Annotated in this window: 13 protein-coding genes and 2 pseudogenes; 1 reads left to right on the top strand and 14 read right to left on the bottom strand. The window is 40.1% G+C overall.

From position 1 onward, the window contains the following. Nucleotides 1-685 precede the first annotated feature (685 nt). Nucleotides 686-1,981: a DUF4085 family protein gene (locus NST97_RS14255; RefSeq protein WP_341343370.1), complete on the top strand. Its 1,296-nt coding sequence runs from the start codon at nt 686-688 to the stop codon at nt 1,979-1,981. A 398-nt stretch (nt 1,982-2,379) separates the two neighbouring features. On the opposite strand, the gene NST97_RS14250 is transcribed toward NST97_RS14255, so the two are convergent. The 14 genes and pseudogenes from NST97_RS14250 to NST97_RS14190 form a co-directional block, all read right to left on the bottom strand. Further along, nucleotides 2,380-3,126, bottom strand: a complete 747-nt coding sequence (locus NST97_RS14250; RefSeq protein ID WP_063386500.1) for an amino acid ABC transporter ATP-binding protein — start codon at nt 3,124-3,126, stop codon at nt 2,380-2,382. 15 nt (nt 3,127-3,141) lie between these two features. After that, a complete protein-coding gene (locus NST97_RS14245) occupies nt 3,142-3,801 on the bottom strand; it encodes an amino acid ABC transporter permease (protein ID WP_063386499.1) in 660 nt (219 codons plus the stop codon). Nucleotides 3,802-3,860: 59 nt separating this feature from the next. Further along, the gene (locus NST97_RS14240) at nt 3,861-4,631 is read right to left on the bottom strand and encodes an amino acid ABC transporter substrate-binding protein (RefSeq protein WP_063386498.1); all 771 of its coding nucleotides are present in this window, start codon (nt 4,629-4,631) and stop codon (nt 3,861-3,863) included. 353 nt (nt 4,632-4,984) lie between these two features. Beyond that, entirely contained in the window at nt 4,985-6,331 is a 1,347-nt protein-coding gene (locus tag NST97_RS14235) for an MATE family efflux transporter (protein WP_339199940.1), read from the bottom strand. A 17-nt stretch (nt 6,332-6,348) separates the two neighbouring features. Next, entirely contained in the window at nt 6,349-6,642 is a 294-nt protein-coding gene (locus NST97_RS14230) for a metal-sensing transcriptional repressor (protein WP_063386497.1), read from the bottom strand. A 407-nt stretch (nt 6,643-7,049) separates the two neighbouring features. Beyond that, on the bottom strand, nt 7,050-8,837 hold the full coding sequence (locus NST97_RS14225; protein ID WP_339229952.1) for an L-lactate permease: 1,788 nt from the start codon (nt 8,835-8,837) through the stop codon (nt 7,050-7,052). Nucleotides 8,838-9,045: 208 nt separating this feature from the next. Next, nucleotides 9,046-9,819, bottom strand: coding sequence for an IclR family transcriptional regulator (locus NST97_RS14220; RefSeq protein ID WP_063386495.1), 774 nt, complete (start codon nt 9,817-9,819; stop codon nt 9,046-9,048). Nucleotides 9,820-9,979: 160 nt separating this feature from the next. Then, a pseudogene (locus tag NST97_RS14215) lies at nt 9,980-10,500 on the bottom strand (fumarylacetoacetate hydrolase family protein); the annotation flags it as partial. Between the two features lie 180 nt (nt 10,501-10,680). Further along, nucleotides 10,681-12,864: a malate synthase G gene (locus tag NST97_RS14210; RefSeq protein WP_341343369.1), complete on the bottom strand. Its 2,184-nt coding sequence runs from the start codon at nt 12,862-12,864 to the stop codon at nt 10,681-10,683. 124 nt (nt 12,865-12,988) lie between these two features. Continuing rightward, the gene (locus NST97_RS14205) at nt 12,989-14,446 is read right to left on the bottom strand and encodes an FAD-binding oxidoreductase (protein ID WP_094244931.1); all 1,458 of its coding nucleotides are present in this window, start codon (nt 14,444-14,446) and stop codon (nt 12,989-12,991) included. Beyond that, nucleotides 14,437-15,804, bottom strand: a complete 1,368-nt coding sequence (locus NST97_RS14200) for a (Fe-S)-binding protein (protein ID WP_341343368.1) — start codon at nt 15,802-15,804, stop codon at nt 14,437-14,439. The genes NST97_RS14205 and NST97_RS14200 overlap by 10 nt, the downstream gene beginning before the upstream one ends. A gap of 2 nt (nt 15,805-15,806) precedes the next feature. After that, on the bottom strand, nt 15,807-17,078 hold the full coding sequence (locus tag NST97_RS14195) for an FAD-binding oxidoreductase (protein WP_130157041.1): 1,272 nt from the start codon (nt 17,076-17,078) through the stop codon (nt 15,807-15,809). A gap of 638 nt (nt 17,079-17,716) precedes the next feature. After that, nucleotides 17,717-17,941: pseudogene (locus NST97_RS19320) on the bottom strand (YbfB/YjiJ family MFS transporter); the annotation flags it as partial. A gap of 225 nt (nt 17,942-18,166) precedes the next feature. After that, the gene (locus NST97_RS14190; protein ID WP_063386490.1) at nt 18,167-19,252 is read right to left on the bottom strand and encodes an NAD(P)H-dependent flavin oxidoreductase; all 1,086 of its coding nucleotides are present in this window, start codon (nt 19,250-19,252) and stop codon (nt 18,167-18,169) included. Nucleotides 19,253-19,332: the final 80 nt, after the last annotated feature.

Raw genomic sequence — 19,332 nt, 5'->3', positions numbered from 1 at the left:
ATACTTTATTTTTTTCTCCTTTTTTGCTTTATTCAGCTCATGTTCAAGAACGTCAAACTGTCTGTTCCAAAAACGTTCATAAAATCGAAGCCATCTGTAGCAGTAGAAAACGATTTGGAGGTAAGACGACAAATATGCGTTCGTCCTTGCACAGTCCTTTCAAGCAGGGCTGACCGTTCTAATGTTTTGATATGCTTAGCAAAGCTGCTAAAGACATATCAAAAAGGTTCCGCCAATTCCCATACTGTTCGGTCATGAGAGGCAGTAGACGAACTATTTCTCTTCGCGTCAGATCAGTTAGGCTTGAAAGATGTTGTCTAGTAAGTATAGAACTTGAATTTATTCAACTATTAGTTTAACTATTTCTGTACAGTAATTACTTTTAAGTTCAGATGCATGATAGTAATTCTTTTTTATATCCTGCCCGTTAAAACCGGATATTTTTCTGTACAATCATGGGGCTGTCCAGAAAGTCAGATCCCCATTGAAAACAAAAAATCATAAACACCGATATATCAACGTTTCTAAAACATTAATGGGGGCGTCAATAAGCCGTAAAAACGAATTATTAGACACCCCCATCACCTATTTTGTTAAATTTCTCCTTTTTAGCAGGTGAAACGCTTATAAGAAGTGAATTCATTATATGAGAAAAAATGGCAGATAGCATATAAGGAGAGATATAATGAAATTTTTTACAAAAGAATGGTATGACAAAATGCAGAAGGCGCACCTGCTTACAATTCCCGAGTCTGATGAAGAATGGATGGATTTTATCAAAAGTTTTGAAGAAGACGGCGAGGATGTTTACGACTATTTGCGGCAAGATCTTGAATCTATTAAAGACGAATTATTGCAAACATTGCCGGAAACATTTCATCCCTATATTCTGGACGGCACCATTAATCAGCCGACACTGCCAAAGGAAGTGCGGGACGAACTCATCATTTGGTTGAAGGCTAAAATTGAGGAATGCGAAAAAGTGTTAGATGAAGCGAATAATCATTTTGAACATATTCGCGAAAATCTGCCGGAAGAGCTGATCAGCATTTTGGAAGATGGATTACATGACGCAGAATTACAATATATCCATCGCGATTACGATGCACTCAGATTAACGTTAAATGGGGAAGGCAGTTTCAGCAAGGGGGATGCCATCGTTATTGAGATTACTGGAATCAAGGAGGAACAATCCGAAATACCTTTAACACCAGGTATGTTTTGGCTTTATGAAGAAGGGGATCTTAATAACAAAAGCTTCATCTTAAGTGTTTTATTTGACAATCCGATGACGGAATGGAAGGTAGCTGCAAAACAATTTTCCATTACCCATTTTTATAAAACACAAATTTTTCACCACGATCAGGAATTTGAGAAGGAAAATCATAGCCGCCATAAAGCAAAAAAAGAGAGACATAGTCTTCCTTACAAACTGCCGGATCAGTATGCATCTTTCGTGACTGCTTTACACGAAGGAGAAGCGGAGAAAATGTATTTTTTAACGGAAAAGGAAGCTATAGAAATCGACCGCTTTTTATCTCTTGAGGAATTGAAATTAGAAGGCAGCGTCATCCCGATTGCAGTTTGTACCAATGGAAATATTGTCCTTCACCTTGAAACTCAGAAAATATTTTATCTTGGTGCAAATACAGAGGAGCTAGCTGAAAACTTTGAAAAATTTTTAGAAGGACTTTATTCAAAACAGTTCGTGGATGAAATGCCCCTATTATCAGAGCCGTTACCGACGGAAGAATTGGAAAGCGCACTGTTCAGTGAAGACTTAGAGCTGATCATACGTGCATGGAACACCATTGTTCAAGAACCAGAAAAACATATACCATTAATAGAAAAAACTCTCCCATATTCTTTACAGCATGAAAATGAAGAGATACAACAAATCGGTGAAGTGTATATGGACCATATTCTTTCCTTCAACATTTTGTCTGAGCAATTCATCAATAAACTGAGAAAAAGCACTTAGGAACGATGCTAAAAAGGCAAGGCTCTTTCTAAATGATCCTGCTCCATACCCCATCGAATGAATTTGTACAACAAACTTATGGTTCCGGGGCTCATGACCTTTTCACCGCTTCTACTAATCGAGTAGGAGGGGGTGACTAACCCCCGCCCTCTCACACCACCGTACGTACCGTTACTTCTGCCTTCACGGCTCGGGGCTTTCACCCTAGAGATTATTACACTCTGACGGGCGTACAAAAATAGCAGCACAGACTTGGCCGTAGTCTATGCTGCTAATCTTAATATGTTTTATTTAAAACGGATTTGGGATGTGCTAAAAGTACGTTTTATTTGTTGATCAGTTACTATTTATTTTAAGTAGCAAGTGTCAAGTAATCTACTAATAGACAGCGTCCCGGATTATTTCAAACTGCGGTTCAAGAAAGCTTTCGTTCGTTCAAACTTCGGGTTTGTAAAAATCTCAGTCGGAAGACCGGATTCGATGATTTCCCCGTTGTCCATGAAAATGACTCGGTTTGCAACCTCCTTGGCGAACCCCATCTCATGTGTCACCACAATCATCGTCATGTGCTCTTCAGCCAGCTGCTTCATTACTTGCAGTACTTCGCCGGTTAACTCCGGATCCAAGGCGGAAGTAGGTTCATCAAACAGCAGAATTTCAGGGTTCATCATAAGCGCACGAGCAATGGCGACTCTTTGTTTTTGACCGCCCGAAAGTTTTGCAGGATAAGCTGATGCCCGATCGGAGAGCCCGATTTTCTTCAGAAGTTCTGTGCTGCGTCGTTCAATTTCCGCATTTAACTCCTTCTTTACTAGCTTAGGAGCAAGTTCCAAATTTTCTTTAACCGTGAGGTGAGGAAAGAGATTGAAATGTTGGAAAACCATTCCCATCTTAGAGGTGATCCGCTTAATCTCCTGCGGTTTTGAGTAAATCCCGTCCTTCACCAAATAATCCCCGGATATACAAATGCTGCCTCCGTCAATTTCCTCAAGATGGACCAGGCTACGGAGCATTGTACTTTTACCAGAGCCAGATGGTCCGATCACAGCAATTACGTCGTTCTTGTTAACATCAAATGTTATCTGTTTTAATACATCCAACTTGCCATATGATTTTTTGAGGTTGGATACTTCAATGAGAACCACACTCACTACTCCTTTTTAATCAAATTTGAACCGTCGTTCGAGCCACTTAAAGAGAACAGTTAATAAGAGCGTCATGATCAGATAAATAATGCCTGCGATGAAGAAAGGCACGATTGTAAAATCACGGTTCACAGCAGTCTGTGCATAGTGTAATAATTCTGGTACGGCAACAGCATAGAGCAGTGCGGTATCCTTAACTAGTGTAACCGATTCGTTAGCGACGGCAGGAAGTGCGATGCGGAACATTTGTGGAAGTATGATTCTCGTCATCGTCTGCCATTTATTCAAGCCTAGGACTTGTGATGCCTCATACTGACCTTTATCAATAGCCAGCAAACCGCCGCGGAAAATCTCGGCAAAATATGCAGCATAGTTCAATATAAAACCCAAACAAGCTGCGACAAAGCGGTCTAATACCAAATAATCTCCGATCACAGGGATCATCGGCAGTCCAAAACATATAAAAAGCAGCTGAAGCAGCAATGGAGTGCCCCGCATCACATATATATAAATCTGTGTAAGCCACGATAAAGGCTTGAACCTGCTTCTTACAGCAAGTGTTAGTATGAAGCCGAGCGGAATTGACAACACAATGACGATCAAAAACAAGAGAACCGTCATCTGTGCCCCTAGCAGCATCGGCTTAATGATTGAGTTGAAATAATCTACGGACATGAAAGAATTCCTCCAAAAGCAAAACAGGGTTTCTCAAGGAAATCCAAGTTCGGTCTATTTTACTTTAATACCTTATTTTCGCCAAACCACTTTTGCGAGATTTCGGCGGCAGTGCCGTCCTCATTCAGCTCATCGAGAGCTTTTTGCAGTTTATTCAGCAGTTCCTCATTACCCTTTTTAACACCAATTCCATATTCTTCTTGTGCAAGGGATTCATCGAGCAGTTTATAAGTATCTTTTTCTTTCGACATGTAATATTTAATGACAACTTCATCAATCACTACTGCATCAACACGTTTTAGCTTTAGATCCTTCAATGCCAGAACATTGTCGGCATACTCCGTAACCGTCTTGATTTTCGATTTAATCGGATTTTTATCCAACGCATCGGCTGCAGAAGATAGAGATTGAAGACCAACCACTTTGCCTTCTAGATCATCAAGTTTAGAAATGTTTGAATCAGCAAGTGTGACCACAACTTGTGCATTTTTCATATAAGGCTTTGTAAAAAGAACCTTCTTTTTGCGCTCCTCCGTAATGGTATACCCGTTCCAAATGAGATCGATCCGTCCGCTGCTTAATTCAGATTCTTTTGTTTTCCAATCGATCGGCTGAAATTTTACCTTTGTTCCCATTTTTTCGGCAGCTGCCTTGGCGTAGTCAATGTCAAACCCTACAATTTCATTATTCTCATCCCGGAACCCCATAGGTGCAAATTTATCATCTATTCCAATTACTAGCGTTTTGTCTTTTTCCTCCGATTTGGAGCATCCTATCAGGAGCGAGAATAACGCTGCCATAGTTAGAATAAACATTGCTAATCGTTTCATACTGTAGATAACCACCTTTAATTTATTTTCATTTTGTTTTTAACCTATTGCATGTCCAAAAAATTTAAATGTCCCCCGCTACTACTCACAATTAAACCATCCGTAAATGCATCTGCAATAGTTCGGACAACATTTGCATCAAATAAGCTCAAAAAAGCATAACGATAATTGCTATAAAAACGCATCTATGAAGATATCTGCGAGTGTACTTTAATTCGATAATATATTAGAGTAATAAATTAACATAAAATAAAAATAACACAACATAAAAATGAATGTCAATGGATATTTTTAGTTCATTAGCATACTAAAGTATTTGAGAATTATAGTTTTCTATACATATAATTGTATGTTCAATGTTTGATTTGCTTTTTAAATCTCCACCATAAAAACAGGGCTCGAATGACTTGATCGATTACAATGGATAGCCATACTCCTGCTATTCCTAAATTTAATTGGATGCCCAATACATATACACCTACAATACGAATGACCCACATGCCGACCGCTGTACTGTACATGGGGCTTTTTGTATCTCCTGCTCCTTGTAAAGCTCCAGTCAACACCAATCCCATAGCTAATGCTGGTTGGGCAAAAGCATCAATTCTTAATGCCGTAGTAACCATCTCAATAGCCTGTTTATCTGTTGTAAACCAAGTAGCAAGCCAAGGAGAAAGAAAAAACAACAGAACACCTATAATAGACATAAATAACATGGCGATATAAGTCGTCAGCATTCCATATGTATAAGCCTCTTTTTCAAGCTTTGCCCCAATATGCTGCCCTACAAGTGTTGATGCTGCCGCAGCTAAGCCATATCCTAGCATATAGGAAAATGTTTCGATATTCCCGGCAATTGTATGAGCTGCATACGTTTCCGTTCCAATTCGAACAATTAATCCAAAGTAAAGCACTTGCCCTAAACGCATAATTAAGCGTTCAATTGCTGCAGGAGCAGACAGCCTCAAAATAGGCAATGTGAATTTCTTTATATCCAAAGAAGATTTCTGAAATAAAGAAAATGATATAGACGATTTTTGAATGTAATAATAAAGAGCGATGGCTCCCAGCACTCTTACAATGACTGTCGCCCAGGCTGCTCCTGCTAAGCCCAACCCGTGAAATCCCAATAAACCAAAAATGAAAAAGTAGTCCAAACCGATATGGATGATATTAATCCACCAGCTTACTTTCATCGGTGTTTTTGTATCGCCAGCAGCTCGTAAAATACTTCCAAAGATAAACATTAAAGAAATAAAGACAGACGGGACAGCTACAATCCGAAAATAAACAGAGGCGTCTACTAAAACGCTTGGTTCTGCTCCCATAAGACGAAGTAAAGGTTCTGTGAAAAATAAGGTGATAAAACCAAAAAATAAACCTATAAAAAAAGAAAGAATGGTTGACTGCTTAGCAACGGCTTTTGCTTGGCCAATATTACCAGCACCGACATGACGTGCGATCAAAGAAGAAGCCCCTACTCCAACTGCCATGAAAATGGCGATATATACGGCTAGAACAGCATTTGCCACGCCTACTGCTGTGACTTCGTTTAATCCTAATTTTGATACAAAAAGTGTGTCTACAAATCCTACCACTGTTTGCAAAATATTTTCGATCATGGCAGGAACAGCTAATGCTAGGATGATCTTTATTTTTTGTTTTGTTGATCGCTCCTGACTGATACCCTCTGGAATCATCAAAAAATTTAATCCCCTTATCGAATGAAATTCTCTAATGCTTTTTTTAAATCGTTTAATACTTGTTCCTCATTTCCTTGATGAACAGCATTTACTAGACAATTCTCCATATGATCAACAAAAATTACTTTTGCTGCATTATCTAACGCTTTCCTTACAGCCGCAATTTGCAGAAGAATTTCAGGACAGTCTCTTCCTTCTATCGCCATTTCTTTAATGGAACGAACATGTCCCTCAATTCGTGCTAATCGATTAATGACCTGCTTGCGATATTTATGTTCATGATTTTGATGATGGTGGTTTTGACACATATTTCATTCCTCCTTATTATAATAATATCCCCCTAGGGGGGATATGTCACTTTAAATTTTTTCACCTTTTCAAAATATAAATATGCTGTTCAATCATAGTTAACATAATAGTCACAAAAACCCCTTTAGGCTACAAGTGGTTTCTTATTGATGTAAACTTCGTTGATATTTACGTGCAACCAAGCACATCTTATATCTGCATAGAAAAAGCTGGATTTTAATATATGGCGATATTGTGAGAGCAACTTTGTAAAGTATACAAGTCCTATTATCACTCTTCACAAAACATACTAAGATTAGTATGTTTTTTTGTCATAGAAAAACTCCCCTAGTGAAGGGGAGCAAATATTTTAAGACAGCCTTTACTTTTTCTTAAAAAATTATTATATCCATTCTTTTTGTTAGGATTATTGTTTTGCGCCAAATGATGACTTATTATGAGCGGGCCATGTTGCCCGTTTTTTATTTGTTGCAATGATGTAAACGGCGGCAACTGCGATCAAGACTGCAATCAAGGAACCGAGATTAAATATTCCCTTTTCGGAGTACCATGCAATCGAGTATCCAATCGAACCGGCCATTAAAGCATAATACGTAAATGGGAGCAATGTTTTTCTAATAACTGCTCCTTCTTTTCCTACCAACCCGACTACTGCCGAAGCAGCGACGACATTGTGTACACAAATCATATTCCCAGCCGCACCACCTACCGCCTGAAGGGCAACAATCCAAGTGGGATCAACACCAATTTGGGAACCTACATTATATTGAAATAAAGAAAACATCATATTACTGACCGTGTTGCTGCCAGCTATAAAAGCGCCCAGTCCACCAATAAATGTGGAGAAAAAGGGCCAATAATTGCCCGCCAGCGCTGCTACTCCGTTCGCCAATTCAATTGGCATTTGATCATAACCTGCAGCACCGCCGCCTGAATTTAAAAACACTTGAACCATTGGAACGGTAAAAATTAGCGCGGTTGAAGCTGAGATCATCGTTTTCCCTGAATGCATCCAAGCACGTTTGTATGCGCTTCCATTCATTCCGTGAATAAAAAAGGTAATCAGTGACACAACAATAAAAATTGTTCCTGGTGAATAAAGCGGTTGAAAGCTAGCCGTAATATTTGTTCCAAACATATTCCGAATCTCAATCGTCCACGCTTGCAGCCACCCGCCGATTGGAAGCGATTTCAACCTGGTCGCCACTAAAAACAAGCCAACTAAAATATACGGAGTCCAAGCGCGAATCATGCTCATCTTGCCGTTCTTGTGTGCGATATCTTTAATCTCAATTTTTCCTATCCAATCCGGATCCCATTTAGACTTTTCTTCAAAGTCCCATACTTCTTCTTGAGATGGCATTAAAAAACCTTTTTTCGCAGTGGCAATAACGATTGCTAATCCGACCAAGCCGCCAACCATGGAAGGAAATTCAGGGCCAAGGACATTGGCAACGATGAGATATGGTATCGTCATTGTAAAAGCCGCAAACAAGGCAAATTTCCAAACTTTAATTCCTTCAGAAAACGACTTGTTTTTTCCAAAAAATTTGGTCATTAGGGCTACAACAAATAATGGAACAAGAGTGCCCGTTATCATATGAAGAATAGCAACTTTCGCTCCAATCGAAGTGACCAACGACAGCAAGTTATCAGTAATCGTTGCATCAGCGGATAATCCTGATTGTACGCCGACAAGAATCGGTGTGCCGACAGCACCGAATGAAACGGGTGTGCTTTGAATGACCATGCCCGCCACAACGGCTGCCATCGCTGGGAATCCTAATCCTACTAATAATGGAACAGCAACTGCAGCTGGCGTACCAAAGCCTGCGGATCCTTCAATAAACGAACCAAATAACCATGCGACAATAATTACTTGAATGCGCCGGTCTGGAGAAATATCGGTGAACCCTTGCCGGATTGTTTTAATTCCCCCACTTTCTTGCAAAGTATTTAAAAGCAAAATGGCGCCAAAAATGATGTACAATAGTGTAGCAGCTACAACCAAACCATTTATGGAGGCAGCTATTACATTGGCTGCTGATACTTTCCAAACAAAGAGCGCAAGTATGACGGCCACAACATATGAAATCGGCATCGCTTTGCTAGCTGACCACCGAAAACCAACCAAGAAAATTCCGACGATTAAAATTGGAAGAAGCGATAAAAAAGCCAACAATCCAGTACTCACAAGAGATTTTCCCCTCCCTTATTCAAAATGTAATTCACCCACATGAATGGAAAATCATTGTACACTCATTATACCTTTTATTTTTTTAATTATCAATATTTTCTGAATTTTTTATCATTAACTAATTCCTTTGTTATGTAATAATCAAACCCTTGCCCTATTTGAAAAGTTGGAGCGAAATCCAATTCAAATAAGGCGAAGGTATTACTCAAGCATATTCAACAAAACCAAGCCGAGCAGAAATTTGCTTTCCTATTTCAATCATCCGCGGCTGAAGTTGTTTGAGCCTCTCATCTGTCATTCGAATGGTTGGTCCTGATACGCTCACGGCAGCAATGACCTTCCCCAAATGATCAAAAATTGGGGCAGCAATACAACGAATCCCATATTCGTTTTCTTCTAAATCTAGTGCATATCCTTGTTGTTTTACTCGAATGAGCTCTTTCAAAAATGCATCCTTATTCGTAATCGTATTTTTCGTATGCATCGGCAACCCTTTTCTGTCAAGGATGTCTAAAACGACACTTGACGGCAAATTGGCGAGAATGGCCTTTCCTACAGAGGTGCAATGCATTGGGGCACGCTTTCCGACTTTTGAATGCATGCGCAGCGTTTCATTTCCTTCCAATTTTTCAATATAAACGACTTCCCCTTGGTCATAAACAACCAGATGGATGACTTCGTTCGTCTCATTTTCTAATTTTTGCAGGAAAGGTTTTGCTTCTTTGCGAAGATCAATCGATTCTAATAGCTTCGAACTGATTTCCAAAAATTTATACCCCAGTTTATATCGTCCTGTTTCGGAATCTTGTTCAATATAGCCGTACCGGGCAAGTGTAGATAAGATTCGATACACGGAGCTTTTGTTGATATCTATCTGATTGGCAATCTCTGTGACGCCTAAACCTTCTTTTTTTAAGCTGACAAGTTGAATAATGTCCAACGCCCTGCTTACAGACTTGACCATATTGTCTCTTTCCACAGCCGTTCACCTTCTAAAATCTTGGCGGAATTTGCTAGAGTGCAAATTCCGCCATATAAATTTTCTTGATTCCCTTATATTATGACAGGAAGAACAAAAACTGCCAAGTTCTTTCTGTTCCATTATTCACTTTATCATTTGAATACTAAGATTGTTTCCTTCATAACGTGTTAACACGTTTTTTTGCAGCAACAACGGTATTTTTTAATGTGCCGATTCCTTTCATTTCGCATTCAATTACATCTCCTGCTTGAACAAAATCGGCTCCAACCGGACTTCCTGTTAAAAGGACATCACCGGGTTTAAGTGTCATGACAGATGATAAATAGGAAATCATTTTCCGAATGGAAATAATCATCAATTCCGTTGAACTATCTTGTTTTTTAACACCGTTCAACTTTGCTTCAACATGAATGCGAAATGTATCAAGTTCTGTTTCAATGACAGGGCCAAGGGGGGTAAATGTGTCAAACGATTTACCGATTGTCCAATGGCCATCTTCATGGAAAAACTGCGGCGCCGTTACGTCGTTGCCCACCGTGTACCCAAATACATAATTCAATGCTTCTGATTCCGGCACCAATTTCGTTTGTTTACCGATTACATTGCCAGCTCAGATTCAAACTTTACCCTATCTATTCCCTCTGGAATAACAATCTGTTCTTCAGGACCAATAACGGATTTTTATGAACTTCCAGCGCCTTTTCCCGAAGGTTTTTCATACATTCAACTCCTTCATAATAAAACTTTTCATTCATAACCAAAGCCGCGCAACTAAAGATTTTGATCGGTTTTTGTGCATGGAAGATGTAGCTTTTAAATAGAAGGCACCCTTTGGTAGGATGCCTTCATGATGAGAAGTTATTGTTTTACAGCATATTTTGCTTTTGCTTCAAGACGGCGGCGATGCAAAATCGGTTCTGTGTAGCCGTTAGGTTGATCATAACCTTTAAATACGAGGTCACACGCAGCTTGAAATGCAACGGAGCGGTCATAATCTTTTGACATCGGGCGGTAGCCAGGTTCATTTTCATTTTGCTTGTCGACTATTTTCGCCATCCGCTTAAGTGTTTCAAGAACTTGTTCTTTCGTAACAATGCCGTGATGCAGCCAGTTTGCGATATGCTGGCTTGAAATCCGCAACGTTGCCCGGTCTTCCATCAAAGCAATATTATTAATATCCGGAACTTTTGAACAGCCGATTCCTAACTCCACCCAACGAACAACATATCCTAAAATTCCTTGTGCATTATTATCTAACTCTTCTTGTATTTCTTCAGGGGTCCAATTCGGGTTTTCTGCAACCGGAATTTGTAAAATTTCATCACGGAGATCTTCAATCGTTTCAGCCAATTTGTTTTGGACATCTGTTACATTTACTTGGTGATAATGGAGAGCATGCAATGTAGCCGCTGTTGGTGATGGCACCCACGCAGTATTGCCGCCTGCTTTTAGATGGCCAATCTTTTGCTTGAGCATTTCCGCCATCATGTCCGGCATTGCCCACATGCCTTTTCCAATTTGCGCACGGCCTTGGAAGCCGCTTTGTAAACCGATATAGACGTTTGAGCGTTCATAGGCTTGCAGCCATTGAGATGTTTTCATATCATTTTTCCGAATCATCGGACCTGCTTCCATTGATGTATGGATTTCATCGCCAGTTCGGTCCAAAAACCCTGTGTTAATAAATACAACACGATCTTTTACTTCCCGAATACAAGCTTTCAAATTCAAAGTTGTGCGCCGTTCCTCATCCATCACACCAATTTTCAGCGTATTCCGTTTTAATCCCAGCAAATCTTCGACGCAGTTAAATAGCAGGTTGGCAAACGCCACTTCCTCAGACCCGTGCATTTTAGGTTTTACAATGTAGATCGAACCTTTCCTGGAGTTTTCAAATTTGCCATTTCCTAAAAGGGAATGTTTAGCAATCAAACTTGTTACAACCGTATCCAATATTCCTTCTGGGATCTCTTCTCCCTCTCCAATGAGCACTGCACTATTTGTCATCAAATGCCCAACGTTACGAATGAGCATAAGTGAACGACCTGGGAGAGTAAACTTTTCTCCTGATTTGGATGTGTATGTTCTGTCAGCATTAAGCGTACGTGTAATCGTTTTATCGTTTTTTGTAAAAGTAGCTGTCAAATCTCCTTTTATGAGGCCAAGCCAATTGCGATAAACAAGCACTTTGTCTTCCGCATCCACTGCCGCCACAGAATCTTCGCAATCCATAATCGTTGTAACAGCCGCTTCCAATAGAATATCTTTAATTCCCGCATCGTCATGTTTTCCAATTGGATGGCTTCGATCGATCTGGATTTCAATATGAAGACCGTTGTTCTTCAATAAAATGGCAGAAGGTTTATCCGACTCTCCTCTGTATCCTACGAACTTTTCTCTTTCTTTAAGAGCGGTTGTCTTGCCATTCATTAAAGTGACAAGCAAATTCCCGTCTTCAACTGCGTATTGAACAGCGTCTCGGTGGAAATGTTCTTGCAACGGCACTACTTCATCAAGGAAGTTTTTCGAAAAAGCAATGACTTTTTCCCCGCGAATCGGATTATACTCTCCTTTTCGTTCAGCCCTATCTTCTTCGCTGATGACATCCGTTCCATAAAGAGCGTCATAAAGGCTTCCCCATCGGGCATTGGCGGCGTTAAGAGCGTACCGTGCGTTATTAATCGGCACTACTAACTGCGGCCCGGCTTGTAGAGCAATTTCGTCATCGACATTTTCTGTTGTAATCTTAAAGTCTTCCACTTCTTGTTCTAAATAGCCGATTTCCTGCAAAAATGATTTATAGGCTTCAAAGTTGAATTTGTTGCGATGTTTTTTGTGCCATTCGTTGATTTTTTGCTGGATTTCATCACGACGCTTAAGCAAATTTTTATTAATAGGTGTCAGTTCATAAACAAGGTTCTCAAACTGAAGCCAGAATTCATCTTTTTCCACACCACTTCCCGGCAATGCTTCATTGTTGATAAAATCATACAAATTTTCAGCTACTTGCAAATTGCCGACTTTTACATAGTTTGTTTTCATGGGCACAATTCCTCCTTTAAATGTTATAATTTTTGTTTGTTATTACGAAACACTGTTTCGTAATTGTTTAAAAAAGGATAACATGATGATGGAATCATTTCAATAATTTTCTTAAAATTCTTTTTTATGATGCTGTAACAGATTTCCCCTCTTTTTTCACTTCCAAACAACGTCCCGGAGTTGGGAAGAGCTTCCCGGCATTTAATAAATTTTTCGGATTAAATACTTCCCGAATATCCGTTTGCGCCGCTATTTCTTCGTCGCTAAAAATGAAGCGCATCTCTTCTCTTTTCTCGATCCCTACTCCATGTTCACCTGTAATCGATCCGCCGGCATCTGCACATGCTTGCAAACAGGCGCTGCCAGCTTTTAAAGCCTTTTCTGTTTCGCCCGGTTTTCTGGCATCAAAAAGTACAAGCGGGTGCAGATTGCCATCGCCAGCATGAAAGATATTTGCGATGCGCAGACCATACTCTCGACTGATTTCGTGAATTCTGTTTAACACTTCGGGTAATTTGCTGCGGGGAATCACACCATCCTGAACTAAATAATCAGGAGAGATCGCCCCCATTGCGCCAAATCCAGTTTTGCGGTTTGCCCACCATCTAGCTCTTTCCTCTTCACTTTGTGCCACTTTTACTTCTCGAACATGATTTCTCTTGCAAACTTCTAAAATTTGATGGATTTGCTCGTCTATACCTGCGGATATTCCATCCACTTCAATGAGCAAAAGCGCTTCAATGTCTTTTGGATGGCCGACAGGAAACGCTGCCGCTTCAACCGCTTCTATTGCTATTTGATCCATCATTTCAAGGGCTGCTGGTACAATTCCGGCAGAAATAATGTCCGATACGGCTTGACTGCCATCCGCAACGCTGTCAAAATAAGCGAGCACCGTTTGCTTTGCTTCCGGGTTTTTTAAAATACGAACCGTTATTTTCGTCACAATTCCTAAAGTTCCTTCTGATCCTGTTAAAAGTCCTAATAAATCATAGCCCGGTGCATCAGGTATTCCATCCTTGCCTATTTCAATGACTTCGCCATTTGGCAATACCACTTCAAGCCCTAAAATGTGATTTGTCGTCACACCATATTTTAGACAGTGTGCACCGCCCGCATTTTCACCGACATTTCCGCCGATGGTGCAGCAATATTGGCTTGATGGATCAGGCGCATAATAATATCCTTTGTCCGAAATGGAGTTCGTCAGTTTTAAGTTGACAAATCCAGGTTCCACTACTGCACGCCTGTTTTCAAAATCAACACTTATAAGGCGTTTCATTTTTACAAGACTAATGATTACTTCCCCATTCAACGGGATCGCCCCGCCGCTGAGACCAGTTCCAGCGCCGCGGGCGAGGAACGGCAAATCATGTTCGTGGCAATATTTCACAATTTTTGCGACTTCTTCTGTATTATTCGGGAAAACGACTGCCCTCGGCAAACGACGATGAATGGTAAAGCCATCGCAATCATAAGCTAATAAATCTTCTTTTTTATACAAGATGGAACGGTTTCCTTCAACAATGTTTGCAAGGTTTTTTATATGTTTGTCATTTGTTCTTATCCCTTTTAGAGACATTCCTCTCCCTCCTTTAGCCGATCTTCTTTTTGGTACGCCCAATCCAGCAGCTGTACGATATGAACAATTTTTTGATTTCTTCCGTTTCTTTGAACACCCATCGCCATCTGCAGCATACAGCCGGGGTTTCCCATTACAATCATTTCTGCTTCTTTAGGAACATTCTTCATTTTGCTATCAAGCACTTCTTTAGCCATCTCCGGATTTGTTATATTGTAAATGCCAGCACTGCCGCAGCATCGGTCGGCATTCGCCATTTCAACCATTTCGACCCCAGGTATATCAAGAAGAAGGCTGCGAGGTTCGTCACGAATGCCCTGTCCATGAGCTAAATGGCATGCATCATGATAGACAACACGAGCCTTGATTTCGGCGATGGGCCTTTTATAACCAGTGTCATAAAGGTATTTTGAAATGTCTTCCACCTTTTTTGAAAATATTTCAGCTTTTTGGCGCCAAACGGGGTCTTCACGGAACAGCTCCGGATATTCTTTTAACATACATCCGCAACCGGCAGAATTTACAATTACTTTTTCAGCTTGTTGGAATGCTTCAATATTTTGTTTCGCTAATTTTCTCCCCATTTCCCGGTCGCCTGCATGAACATGAAGAGCCCCGCAGCAAGTTTGATTTTGCGGAATCATAACGTCATTTCCATTTCGAGTTAACACGTTAATTGTTGCTTCATTAATTTCGCTGAACATGACATCCATTACGCAGCCAGTTAAAAACGCAACCGTACTCTTCGTTTCTCCTTTTGCTTTAATGACTTTTTCATGTTTGTACTTTTTCCGCACAGGCTTTTTCACTTCCGGCATGATCGCTTCCATTTCGGCTAAGTGCTGCGGTATGATATTGATCAGCCCTGTTTTACGGACAAACGTTTGCATGCCGCTTTTTTGATACAATTTCAACACATTTCCTAACGTGTACAAGCGATTGTGGTGCGGAAACAAACTATGCAAAAACAGATGGCTGACCGCCTTTTTCCAGCCTTTTAACGGCATGGCTTGGCGAATTTGACCGCGCGCTTCTTCTATCAATCCCCCTACATCGACGTCCGCAGGACAAGCGGTAGTACAAGCGCGGCAATCAAGACAAGCAAAGACAGGATCCATAAAATGTTCGTTCACTTCAAGCTTTCCTTCTGCAACTGATTTAATCAAATGGACGCGTCCGCGGGGAGAATGCTGTTCCTGACCCGTGATCTCATAAGTTGGGCACGATTCTAAACACATACCGCAATGGACACAATCCGCCCATTTGTTTTCATCAGGCGGATCACTCCAAAGGTAATTGCTGAAGCTGTTGGTTTGACAGGCTGGTTCTTTGATAAGATCACTTTCATTTAATCCCATATTTAAATCCCTCCCACAAATCGCTTCGGATTGAGAATGTTGTTCGGATCAATCTTTGTTTTGATTCCTTTGAAAAGAAAGAAATATGGCGGATTTTCCCCCCAAACCTCTATTTTCTGGCGTAAAATAAACGGCAAATGTTTAATGACTGCATACCCATTGAGCTCTTTGACAAAATTCCTTAAATGCTGAATTGCTGAAATGACGTTTTCGCTGCCGCCTCTTAAAATGATTTGACACAATCCGTGGCCTAATCCACCGTGGGCTTCGATAAGCAAATTGTGCGTATCCTGTAATAAATGGCTTTCCCTAATAACTTTTAGGACATCTAAATTGACAACTCCGATTTTCAATACTGCTTCAGTCTCCCCTGTCTGATTAGACACCCTGCCATTCGGGCTGATTGTATAAAAAGATTGCCAAAACTTGCGCGCTTTCTCTTGAGCAAGAATGGTCATTTTCGTTTTAGGAGGCTGAATGCTTTTTAGAAAAGATTCTTGGTAATGAACCGAACTTTCATTATCTTCAAAACTAATGGCCAATGTATAAAATTTTTCACCCGTTAGCTTTTCAGCCAAAGACGGACTTATCAGTTCCAGTGAGACAGGTTCCATCTGCGAATCTAAAAACGCCGCGGCAAATGATCGCATTTCAGCAAAATCTCCTTCTGTAAATGATAAAAGAACATTGCTTTCATATTTTGGCAAAGGACGGAGTTTTAAAGTGATTTCCGTCAAAACCCCCAAAGTGCCCATGGAACCGACAAAAAGTTTGTTCATATCATATCCGGCGACATTTTTCACGACCTTTCCGCCTGTTCGGATGACCTTGCCATTTGGATAAACAACTCGAAGCCCGATGACTGCATCTCTGGCGGATCCATATGCCAAACGTTTGGGACCGCTTTCATTCGCAGCGATAATACCTCCGATGGTCGCATAATCCGGCCAAGCAGGATCTAGAGATATTTTTTGGTTATGTTCTTCTAAGTACTGTTGCAATTCTTGAAATGGTGTACCTGCTTTCACTGTTAATGTCATATCTCCCACTGTATGCTCGACGATTCCTTTTAGATTTGCTAAGGAAAGCAAAATATCAGCCGAATCAATTAGACCGCCAAACCCCCGCTTTGTTCCTCCGCCCACAATGGAAACGGTTTTCCCATTTTTGTTTGCATATTGCAAGATGTGTGAAATTTCGTTTTCAGTTTTTGGATAGACTGCGACTTTTCCGCCATTTCCAAGTGGATGACCTTCATTTTCCTTTACTTCCATTTGACTTTCGGGGAAAACATCTTTTAATTCTGTGTACAACTCTCCTTGGAGCAAATCAAGCACCTCCTATGTTTTGTAATAAGAAACACCGTTTCTATAAATGCGCAAAAGAACAAGCGTTTTAAATCATTTTCTTTCAATCGACTGCAACACTTCTCTTATTACACATATTTGATATGTTATATGTTTACAATTATTAAAACACTCTTATGAAGATTTTTCAACGAATTTTTTGAATTTACAAAAAAATAAGAAAAATGAAATTCTATTAAACTTGCCGTACGGCAAGATGATCTGATGTATAGCCCCCTATCTTTTTTCTCCCTGCCAATATCCTATCAACGAAAAAAGAGACTGAATTGAAAAAGAATTTTTTTATGGTCCTTTCCAAACAGCCTCTTTTGAACAAAAATTATTTTGTATCTGGAAGAAATATGGTACAAGCGGCAGCGGAAAATCTTATTATTCAGAATAGTCCGAAATGATAGCCCTCGGAAAAGAAATCCAGTTCTTGGTAGAATAGCGCTTAAAACAACACTTAAACACGCATGCCTGGAAGTTCAAACGTTAGCTGTTTCAAAAGTACAATATATGTCAACGAACAACAGCAGCAAATTAATTGGATATTTAACAGCTGTTTATGGTTTCCACCCGTTTATACTAATGAAGAAAGGAACTAGAATACTACACAAGAAAATCCCAATCCCTACACCACTATAAAACAAACCGTTAAATATTTGCATATTATGCTTTTTCAATACTTGAAGCACTATACTAGAAACTAAGACAAAGACTACACCGCTGCTAAGGCCTGAAAAAAACCTGAACAGGTACCAAAATATATTATTTACTGACCATTCCCATGAGCAGAGTCGTAAAAATGTTCAAAGCTAAAAATATCTTTAAATAAATTGATTCATATCTTCTCAAATTAAAAAAGCTAACAAATAAAGTTCCAGCCAAATTTCCAGCCATCGATTTAGTTATATTCAAGTAGGGGAGGATAGGGGTATAAGCAAATCTTCTGATCCCCATTACAATAATCAATGCAATAATACCGCCGCATAAAGTAAGCCGCGGTTTCATAGTCATCCTTTTATTAATGGGAAGTTACTTATAATTTCTTCTATTTGATTGATGATTGTTTCGATCAGTTCGGCGGCATGCAAATTTTTGCTTAGTCGAGGATTTTGCCCGCACCAAAGCGACATCCACTCTTTATTTTTCTGTTTTGCAGCTTCTGACCGGATATCTTGGGTGAGCATATTTTGAATCGGATAAGCTGGCAAAGCATCTTCATGCTCTTTCATTTTGATGATAAATTCATTTTTTAATCCCCTTGCTGGCTTGCCGCTGAATGCTGAAGTGATTACTGCCTGTTCTTCGGTACCGTTTAATATTGCTTCTTTATGGAGTTCATTTGCTCCGCTTTCTATACAGGTAAGAAAGGCTGTTCCCATTTGAACCGCTTGCGCTCCCAATACAAGAGAAGCTAAAACTCCTCTGCCGTCCATGATACCGCCAGCTGCAATAATAGGAATTGAAACATGATCCGCTACTTGCGGAATAAGGGCCATTGTTCCGATCATTGAATCATCAAAGGATCCTGCAAAACTGCCCCTATGCCCCCCAGCGTCACTGCCTTGAACGACAATCATATCCATCCCAGCCTCTTCATTCAATATGGCTTCTTTTACTGTTGTGGCTGTTCCAATTGTGACAATACCATTATTCTTTAATTGATGAATAATTTCTCTCTGAGGAATGCCAAATGTGAAGCTGCAAACGGGTACTTCATATTTTAAAACGATTTGAATTTGTTCATCAAAAACAGAAGTGTTGATTTGCGGAACATCATTCTTTTTTTCGATCCCTAACATTTGGCGGATAGGTTCCAGCAGTTGATTCGCTCTTTCAATTTCTTCTTGAATGACTGCCGGATGTTCAGGAACAAACAGATTGACACCAAATGGTTTTGAAGTCAATTCCTTTATTTTTTGAATATCCGACTCCAATTTTTCCGGCGTCATATAACCCGCCCCTATCATCCCTAGACCACCTGCATTGGATACAGCAGCAACAAGCTCGGGAGTCGTGATCCCTCCCGCCATTCCCGCTTGTATAATCGGAATTTTAATTGATAGTTTGTCTGTTATTTTTGTATGATTCCACATGCCATGTTCCTCCTTGCCTTATATACGTCAAATCTATAGGTTAACAATACAATCATCATAGCTGTTGGCATTCAATTAAT

Origin of the sequence: Aeribacillus sp. FSL K6-1305, assembly GCF_038050115.1 — a bacterium.
Lineage (GTDB): Bacteria > Bacillota > Bacilli > Bacillales > Aeribacillaceae > Aeribacillus > Aeribacillus composti.
Note: the sequence above shows the minus strand (reverse complement) of the source record. Positions and strands in the feature narration are given on the sequence as shown.